We start from the raw sequence: 8,711 nt of genomic DNA on the forward strand, positions 1-8,711 counted from the left end.
TCGGCACTTAGTGGGATCTTGAGGCGCGCGCTTTCCTCGAAAATGTTCATCAACAGATCGGGGTTTCGCAACACCTCCTGGGGGGCGACGAAGCGCAGCATGCCGCGGTGGATGTCCAGGCCCTGGAAACGGGTCTGCCGGGTGGGTTTCTTTTTGCCCGCCAGCCAGACCCGGGGCTTGAGCATCGCCTCGTAGCCCTGTTCGTAGAGAAACATGCGGTGCTGCTGCTTGAGAAATTCCATCCGTCCGTGCAGATCGCCCATGAAAAGCTCCACGGGCTGCTGTCCGTTGCGCCGGGTGTAGCCCATGGCCTCGGCCAGCCGGATCTGGTGATCGAAGAACAGCTGGTCGCACTTTCTGCCGGCCAAATGGTGCAGACGGTTGCGAACGCCCCAGATGAAGGCCAGGCTCTGGCGCAGGGCCCGGTATTCGGCGTTTGACAGGCAGCCGTAGTACTCCAAGTCCCGGGGTTGGCGCAGGTTGAATTTGATCCGGGCGATCCACAGCATGGTGTGGTAGTCGCGCAGCCCCCCTTGACCCTCCTTGAGGTTGGGCTCCAGCAGGTAGGCCGAGTCGCCGAAATGCCGGTGGCGCTCCCGGTTGCGCGTGATCAGCCAGGTGACCACCTGCTCCGAACGCCGCTGGAGGATTTTTTTACGCACCTGCTCCATCATTTCCGAATAGAGCAGCGAGACACCGCAGATGAAGCGGGCGTCGAGCAGCGAGGTGAGCACCTCATAGTCGCCCAGGGCGAGGCCGATACACTCCTTCAGCGACCGGGTGGCGTGCCCCACCTCGATGCCCATGTCCCACAGCGGGTAGACGATTTCGCGAATCAAGACCTCGGCTTCGGTGGGAACCTTTTTGCTGAACAAGAGCAGCAGATCGACGTCCGAGCAGGCACACTGTTCCTGGCGCCCGTAGCCCCCGAGGGCCACGATGGCGTATGGCTTCTTGTCGATGCCCATCCGGGGGCCGATGCGACTGCGGGCGAAGCATTCGCGCAGGTAATCATCCAGCAGACGGGCGTGCTCCCGCAAAAAGTCGGGCGCCCGGCCCTCCAGAAAGCGCGCCAGCAACTCACCGCGGCTTTGGGCCAGCAGTGCGGCGGGGTCGGCACTCCCGTTTTTGATGGTGAGGTTGCTCACGGGTCCTCCAGGTGAAAGGCTGGGCGATTGCGTCTGCAGGTTGGGCGCTCCCGGTCGGGCCGCAATCCGGCGGGATCCTGTGGACCGCAAGTGGAGCAATTGATATGCCATGACACCAAAACTCTAAAATAGGCCATGATATCAATTAAATATCGTATTTTTATTTTTTCCCCATTCGGCAGAAGAACTACAAATTTGTAAATTTTAGGCTCTAAAAATTACAGATTTGAAACTCTTCCGGAACAAATGCGAAAAAACCGATTTTTCCGTTTTTGCGGGGCGCAAACCGCGAGGGGGGGGGCGTGGCGGGGCGATCACCGCCGAAACGGGCCCAGCCCAGAGGGTCGGGCTTGCCATCGACGGTGATCGCGATCTTTGAAACGGGCGACGGCGCCGCCTCAAGCCGGGGTGATGGTGCGGCGCGCGGAGAGAATCGGGGTGTTCACAACCAATGCGGAGGAATCGTGATCGCGCTGAAATTCCAGCTTGATTTCTTCTTGGTCAATCACGAAATAGCGCGAGATGACCTCGACGATATCCCGCTGTAGGCTCTGCAGCGTGGTGTCGGAGACCTCCAGCTTGTCGTAAATCAACGCAAACTGAAGTCTTTTTTTGGCAATTTGCTTGCTGCCGCCCTTGCCGAGAATTTTTTTCAACAGGCCGTTGAGCATACCCCCTCCTTATCGGCCGAAGCCCAGTTTGTGACCCACTTTTTTCCAGAAAGGCTTATGCGTCGACGGAACCTGTATCGGAAGATCCGGCTGCCCGTTGAGTCGCAGCGCGATTCGGCGGAAGGCCTCACCGGCCTTGGAGTCTTTCTGCATCACGATCGGCAGACCGGTGTTGGTGGAAATCACCACCTGGTTGTCCATTTCCACCAGCCCGACGAGGTCGATGGAGAGCACCTCGACCACGTCCTCGTGGCTCAGCATGTCGCCGCGCGCCACCATCTCGGGCACAATCCGGTTGACCACCAGCTTGGGAGTGATGCCGCGCGAGTAAAGCAGGCCAATCACGCGATCGGCATCCCGCACCGAGGAAACCTCCGGCGTGCAGATCACGAGGGCCTCCTGGGCGGCGGCGACGGAGTTCTCGAAGCCCCGCTCGATGCCGGCCGGGCAGTCCATCAGGACGTAATCGAATTCGTCCCGCAGCACCTTGGAAAAGCGCAGCATGTCCTCGGGGCTGAGGACATTCTTATTGTCGCTCTGGGATGCCGGGATCAGGAACAGGTTCTCGATGCGGCGATCCTTGATGGCCGCCTGGCCGATCTTGCACTTGCCCTTGACGGCGTCGACGATGTTGAAGACGATGCGGTTCTCCAACCCCATGACGACATCCAGGTTGCGCAGCCCGATATCCATGTCCACCACCGCCACCCGTTTGCCTTCCATGGCCAGCGCGGCACCGATGGAAGCCGTGGCCGTTGTCTTGCCGACACCGCCCTTGCCTGATGTGATGACGATTATTCTTCCGTCCAATTTACACCTCGTTGATTGCTGTGTCCGGGGTAAACCAGCTTACCCGTAGAAGGCTTCCCACCCCATGATCGTCGGCAGCCGGGGTGAAAAGCGGCCTGTTGCAGACCGCCTGCGGCTTACCGGTGCTGCGCGTGGCAGCCGGTGTTTGGGCGGCGCAGGCCCAGCTTCCCTGCAGGGTCAGGGCCTGCGGCCGATCAGCGCACCTGCGGCCAGGGCAGGCGGCCAAACGGCGCGGCCTTGAGGTAGTCTTCAACCATGATGGCGCCGTTTTCCAGATGCGCGAATTCGGTTATTTTTCCGGGCGAGTCGGGAAGGCCGGCGGCCACGAAGCCGCCGATCTGAACCTGGGTCGGCCTGAAATCAAGGGCCAGCACGATGGCGTCCAGGTTGTCGGGCTGGCCTGCCGAGGCCGTCCCGCAGAGGCTGCCTATCACCAGGATGTCGCCACCGGCGACCACCTCGCCACCGGGGTTGACGTCTCCCAGGATCAGCAGGTGTTTGCGGGCCGTCACCTTCTGACCGGAGCGCACCCGTCCGGTGAGCATCAGCACGTCGCTGCGGTGATGCTGCCACGAACGGCTCATGTCACGCTGGCGGATGCGCGGGGCCTGGTCGACGATCGGCGGCCGCTCCTCGGGCGGCGCATCGACCGAGGCCACCGGGAAGGTCGCCTTGAGGAAGTCGCCCAGTTGGGTCACAAGGCCGCGGTGGGCATCGGGGGAGCCGGTGTCGATGATCACCCGGGCATTGGCCGCGAGGTTCTTCATCTGCTCGAAACGTTGACGCAGGCCTTCCTGCAGAATGGCCAGGGGCGTTTTCGGGTCGAGAGTGACCCAAAGACTGTCCCCAACCCCCTTGATTCGAATCGGGCTCGGCGGTTGTGGTGTCGTGGTCGTGTCCATACAATCGGTGGAAAGATTGGGGTGGCGTCGAATCGAGTTTATAGAGAAATACCCCTTGTGTGTCAAGAAAGAAAAAACATCAAGATATGGTGGTGCATCGCGGGGCACACGCCCCCAGAGTGGAAAAGGGTCGATTTTTCGGCCGGCGCTGTGCTAAAAACCTTTGGAAAGTCCAATTTTTTTGTTGCACTGCAGCGATTGCGGGACAAAACACCGCAGCGGACCTTTCCCCGTAAGCGCCACCCCCGGTTGGTTCATCCGGCCCTACCGCACCCATCACCCGTGAATGCCATGCAAAAATACTGGAAGACCTTCAAGGAGCTGGCCGCCAAGGGAATCCTCTCCAGCCGCAGCGTCGCCCTGGCCTTGGAAAAGCAGCAGCCCGAGGACCTGCTGCGGGAACTCTGCGACTGCCACGCCCTGATGGAAGGCTCACGTGCCGATGCCTTAGCCGCCCAGGCCCGCCTGCGGGCCTTTTTCGATGCGGCGCCGTTCGGTTTTTTCTGTTTGGACGCAGCCGGTAACATCCTGGAGCCCAACAGCGCCTCGGCGCGCATGCTGGGCCACGATCCGGCTGCCCTCGCGGGCTGCGCCCTGCTGAGTTTCATCCTGCCGGAATTCCATGAGATTTTTACACTTCACCGCCGGGCGGTTTTCGAGCAGGGCGAGGAAAACAGCTGCAACCTCAAGTTGAAAAAAACCGCCGGGGGGGAGTTTCACGCCCGGCTGACCAGCTACCCGATCCTCGACCCGGGGCAGCCGATCGCGTGCTGCCGCTGCTACCTGTCCGACATCACCCAACTGCAGCAGACCGTCGCCGAGTTGCGCAAGGCCAACCAGAAAATGCGCGACCAGCAGAAGGCCTTGCTGGAGGAGGAGCGCCTGAAAGTGCTGCTGCAGATGGCCGGAGCGACAGCCCACGACCTCAACCAGCCGCTGATGACGCTGCTCGGCAACATCGAACTGATGCGGATGAACCGCGACGAACCCGAGAAAATTCTGCTGCACCTCGACCGGCTGGAAAAAGCCGGCCAGCGGATTTACAAAACCGTAAAAAAAATTCAGGAGATCCGCTATTACGAGGTCAAGCCGTACTTCAACCAAACCGCCATCATCAATCTCGACCAAAAAACGGCCATTCTGGCGGTGGAACAGTCCGATTATGAATTCGAAAAGATCAGCGGCATCCTCAAGTATCACAGCCAGATAAAACTGTTCCGCACCAGGAGCCTGGCCGAGGCCACGGCCATGCTGGGGCAAAGGCGCTTCGACCTGATCTTTGCCAGCTCCTTCCTGCCCGACGGCAACGCCATCGATCTGATGCGAACGGTCAATGAAAACGAGCGGAACATCCCGGTGGTGGTGTTCACGGGCAAGGACGACGATCTGCTCACCGCCCAGATGCTCCAGGCAGGCGCCCTGGAGTACATCCCCAAGGGCCGCATCGGCGAAAAGGCGTTGACCCGCATCATCACCAACGTCATGGAGAAAGCGCGTCTGCAGCGCGAGGTGCGCGAACTCGAGCAGAAAGTGCTTCGGCTGACCAGACGCGATGAGCTCACCGGGCTCTTCAACCGGCGCTACTTAGAGGAGACCCTCGACAATGAGATCGCCCGGGCGCGGCGCTACCGCACCGACCTGGTGCTGTGCATCATGGATCTGGACCGCTTCAGACGGGTGAACCAGACCCACAGCCGCCTGGCCGGCGACAGTGTGCTGGTCGAAGTGGCGGGGTTGCTCAAACGCCTCAGCCGGCAGTGCGACACCGTCGTACGTTTCGGAGGCGAGGAATTTGCCCTGCTACTGCCCAACACCGACATGCGCATGGCCCGGGTGGTCAACGAGCGCTTTCGCCAGATGGTGGCGGCCCACATCTTCGAGTACCGCTCCGCCCAGATTTCGATCACGGTCAGTGCCGGCATCGCGGCCTTTAACGGCTCCCCCGACCTGTCCGGCGCGGACCTGGTGGGGTTGGCGCTGCAAGCCTTGAAAAAGGCCAAGGGGCTGGGGCGAAACCGCGTTTTCGAGTGGCAGCAGTGGGAAAACAAGGCCCCCGGCCCTTGAAGGGTCGGGGGCCGGTTGCGACGCCCTCAGCCCCGGGGCAATGCCGTCCAATTTTTACCCTTGATTCAGGCCGGGTTTTCGAATAGGTTATTTATATGGGGTATGTATTTGATTTTACTGATGCAATTTCGTTTGACCGCTGGCTGAGCGAGCCGCGCAACCGCTTTGCGACCGAAATGGAAACCCGCCTGCTGGTGGAGATGCTGAACCCGCGGCGGGGGGAATCGGTGCTGGACATCGGATGCGGAACCGGCACCAATTTGCGCACTTTTCTGGATCTGGGCCTCCAGGTCACCGGCCTGGACCCCTCCCCTTACATGCTGGATATCTCCTTGGGCAAGGTCGGTAGGCGGGTCGATTTTTACCGCGGCTTTGCGGAGGATCTGCCCTTCGACGACAACTCCTTCAACCACGCCTGCCTGGCGACCACCCTGGAGTTCGTGGCGGACCCTTCCAAGGCCATTGCCGAGGCCAGCCGGGTGGCCAAGGACCGGATTTATATCGGGGTTTTCAACCGCTACGCCATCAAGGGCATCCAGCGCCGGGTGCAGGGCATCTTCTCCCGCACGATCTTCAACCATGCCCGTTTCTTCAGCATCTGGGAACTCAAACAGATGGTTCGCGAGACCCTGGGCAACGTCCCGATCAGCTGGCGCAGCATCTGCCAACTGCCCTCCGCCTCGGGCAAGCTGAGCTGCCGGATCGAACAGTCGCAACTGCTGCAGAAGACGCCCTTCGGCGCCTTTGTCGGCATGACGGTGACCCTGGTGCCGCGCTTCCGCACCCGGCCGCTGGCCATCAAATATCACCCCGAAGGTTTCATCCAGCCCGTTGCGGGTTGAGATCCCCGAAAAAACCGTGCCGGGGACTTATCCGTTTTCCCAATAGGGCACCAGCAGGACGGGACAGGACGCCTTTTCAAGGATGGTCATGCCCACGTAGTCCACCCGCCCCATACTCGCCCGTTCGGGGCGATGGTGGCAGCCCAGGACGATCAGGTCCATGGCGTCGTCCCTGGCCCGGCGGCAGACGGCCAGGGCCGGGTCCGCCGGTTCACATTCGAACCGGACATCGGGGAGTTCGGCCAGCAGCGGTTTGATCTCGGCTTCGAAGCGTTGCCGGGCGGCGTCGCGGGCTTGGCTCAATTTGGGGCTGTCGGCACTTTCCCGGGTCAGGCGGTAGTCGAGGGCATGCAAGATGTGGAGTGCGGCACCGTGGATGTGGGTCAGCGCGATCGCCTTTTGAAGCGCGCAAAGCCCCCCGGGGGAGAACTTGAAAGCCACCAGAATGCGCTTGAACATTGCGGCCCCCTTCGCGTGAATGGTAAATGGGCACCTCGGCTCATTTTTTTCCTTACCATCCGGCAGGTCGGCCGGGCAAGGGAAAACGCCGCACCTGCCGGGCACCCATCGGCGGTGGGGTTTGACAAGGCCTAAGCATCTGGGATAAAAATTTTTTCCGGAGAGCCTCGTTGCGGCAGGGCTACCCACCCCCTTTTCCCCCAAGCGGCGGTCCCAGGGCGCTTTGACGGAAGAACTGTGAATGCTGAAGAAAGAGCCATCCTCCCAGGATAGCCCCGCCGTAACGCTGGATTCGGGGTTTCAGAAGCTGCGCCAGCGAATTGCGGAGCTGGAGTCCTCCATCTCGCTGCGCAAGGAGCGCGAGGGCAAGGCCCTGCGCGATTCCGCCGAGCGTTTCCAGGCCTTTGCCGATCACACCTACGACTGGGAGTACTGGACAGCCCCTGACGGGGGCTACGTCTACATGTCGCCCTCCTGCCAGCGCATCACCGGCTACCGGGCCGAAGAATTCGTCCAGGACCCCGATCTGCTGGAGCGTATCATCCACCCCGAGGACCGCGATGATTTCAGGCAGCGCTCGGCCGCCATGGCCGGTAAAAAGAGCGTTTTGAGCATGGACTTCCGGATTCTGGACCGCTCCGGGGGCGTCCGTTGGATCGGGCATATCTGCCGCCCGGTCTACGCCTCAGACGGCCGGTATCTGGGCAAACGGGTCAGCAATCGCGACATCTCCAATCGCAAGGCGGCCGAGCGGGCCCTGCGGGCTTCGGCCCGGGCCTTCCGGACGATTTTCAACAGCGGCCACGATGCCGTGATCATCTACGATCCGGACGGGACGGTCAACCGGGTGAACAACCGGCTGCTGAAAATGTTCGGCGTCTCCCGCAAAGAGGCCATGGCGCGCTTCACCCGCAGCGCTTTTCTGGAGAACGGCCGGGCTTCGGAGGAGATGGCCGGGCGCTGGGCGAAGGCCCTGGGGGACGAAAAGCAGATCTTCGAATGGCAGTCGCGGCGCCTGGATTCCGGCTTTTTCTTCCAGGTGGAAATCGTTCTGAGCAAAATAACCCTCAATGGCCGCCAGCGGGTCCTGTGCGCCATCCGGGACATTACGGACCGTAAAGAGGCGGAAGCGGAGCGGTTGAAGCGTGAAAAACTGGAGGGGGTGCTTGAAATGGCCGGCGCCGCCTGCCACGAACTCAACCAGCCAATGCAAAGCCTCCTGGGCTATACCGAACTGATTCGGCTGCAGATGTCGCCCCAAGACCCGCTCTACGAGAAAACCCTCAAAATCCGGGAGCAGGTGGAGCGCATCGCGGCCATGACCGCCAAACTGATGGGCATTACCAAATATGAAACCCGCCATTACGCCAGGGGCCGCAGAATCATCGACATCGACAAGGCCTCGCAAAACTGCGGGTGAGCCGCCGTCGCGGCCGGCGTCGGGCGGCAGGGGGTTGATCCCACAGCCGGCAATCCGCCATGCATAGCCTTGAACCGGCATGGCGCCGACTTTTTAAGCGCCGCCGAAACCCTGCAGTCCCGCGTGAAGATGAGCGAACATCTTAAAATTCCACAAAAAATAACGGCGATCCTGGTCTACGGCCGCCCACCGCTGGTTTTTGCCGGCATGCTTTGCGCCATCGCCGTGATGTGGACCCGCAGCCCGGTTCTTTACACCCTGGGTGTCGTGCTGCTTTTCATCGCCATGAGCTTCGACCTGGTGGACGGCTGGTTTTCCGCCCGCTTTCAGCCCAACCCGACCCTGGCCAACCTGGCCGACCGCATCATGGACAAGATCGTCTATTCGATCATTTT

Annotated in this window: 9 protein-coding genes; 4 read left to right on the plus strand and 5 right to left on the minus strand. The window is 61.1% G+C overall.

Translation table 11 applies throughout. The features are described 5' to 3' along the window. The 4 genes from LJE63_07750 to LJE63_07765 form a co-directional block, all read right to left on the minus strand. Positions 1-1,148, minus strand: a 1,148-nt coding sequence (locus LJE63_07750; protein ID MCG6906502.1) for a DUF294 nucleotidyltransferase-like domain-containing protein, incomplete at its 3' end; no start/stop codon positions are given. Between the two features lie 398 nt (positions 1,149-1,546). Further along, a complete protein-coding gene (gene minE, locus LJE63_07755; GenBank protein ID MCG6906503.1) occupies positions 1,547-1,819 on the minus strand; it encodes a cell division topological specificity factor MinE in 273 nt (90 codons plus the stop codon). Between the two features lie 9 nt (positions 1,820-1,828). Beyond that, positions 1,829-2,629: a septum site-determining protein MinD gene (minD, locus tag LJE63_07760; GenBank protein ID MCG6906504.1), complete on the minus strand. Its 801-nt coding sequence runs from the start codon at positions 2,627-2,629 to the stop codon at positions 1,829-1,831. Positions 2,630-2,823: 194 nt separating this feature from the next. Further along, entirely contained in the window at positions 2,824-3,531 is a 708-nt protein-coding gene (locus tag LJE63_07765) for a septum site-determining protein MinC (GenBank protein ID MCG6906505.1), read from the minus strand. A gap of 291 nt (positions 3,532-3,822) precedes the next feature. On the opposite strand from LJE63_07765, the gene LJE63_07770 reads away from it, so the two are divergent. Further along, positions 3,823-5,595, plus strand: coding sequence for a diguanylate cyclase (locus LJE63_07770; protein ID MCG6906506.1), 1,773 nt, complete (start codon positions 3,823-3,825; stop codon positions 5,593-5,595). Between the two features lie 95 nt (positions 5,596-5,690). Further along, positions 5,691-6,437: a methyltransferase domain-containing protein gene (locus LJE63_07775; protein ID MCG6906507.1), complete on the plus strand. Its 747-nt coding sequence runs from the start codon at positions 5,691-5,693 to the stop codon at positions 6,435-6,437. Positions 6,438-6,464: 27 nt separating this feature from the next. Here the strand turns inward: LJE63_07775 and LJE63_07780 are convergent, their stop codons facing one another. Then, a complete protein-coding gene (locus tag LJE63_07780) occupies positions 6,465-6,896 on the minus strand; it encodes a universal stress protein (GenBank protein MCG6906508.1) in 432 nt (143 codons plus the stop codon). A gap of 241 nt (positions 6,897-7,137) precedes the next feature. Between LJE63_07780 and LJE63_07785 the strand changes: the two genes are divergently transcribed. Both LJE63_07785 and LJE63_07790 read left to right on the plus strand, forming a co-directional pair. Continuing rightward, positions 7,138-8,316, plus strand: coding sequence for a PAS domain S-box protein (locus LJE63_07785; protein ID MCG6906509.1), 1,179 nt, complete (start codon positions 7,138-7,140; stop codon positions 8,314-8,316). A gap of 129 nt (positions 8,317-8,445) precedes the next feature. After that, the coding region (locus LJE63_07790) for a CDP-alcohol phosphatidyltransferase (protein MCG6906510.1) at positions 8,446-8,711 on the plus strand (266 nt) is incomplete at its 3' end.

The sequence above is a fragment of the Desulfobacteraceae bacterium genome, from assembly GCA_022340425.1.
In the GTDB taxonomy this organism is placed as follows: Bacteria; Desulfobacterota; Desulfobacteria; order Desulfobacterales; family JAABRJ01; genus JAABRJ01.

Coding starts and splice junctions, on each gene's coding strand:
- minE (MCG6906503.1), bottom strand. CDS start 1,819: ATGCTCAACGGCCTGTTGAAAAAAATTCTCGGCAAGGGCGGCAGCAAG.
- LJE63_07765 (MCG6906505.1), bottom strand. CDS start 3,531: ATGGACACGACCACGACACCACAACCGCCGAGCCCGATTCGAATCAAG.
- LJE63_07770 (MCG6906506.1), top strand. CDS start 3,823: ATGCAAAAATACTGGAAGACCTTCAAGGAGCTGGCCGCCAAGGGAATC.
- LJE63_07775 (MCG6906507.1), top strand. CDS start 5,691: ATGGGGTATGTATTTGATTTTACTGATGCAATTTCGTTTGACCGCTGG.
- LJE63_07780 (MCG6906508.1), bottom strand. CDS start 6,896: ATGTTCAAGCGCATTCTGGTGGCTTTCAAGTTCTCCCCCGGGGGGCTT.
- LJE63_07785 (MCG6906509.1), top strand. CDS start 7,138: ATGCTGAAGAAAGAGCCATCCTCCCAGGATAGCCCCGCCGTAACGCTG.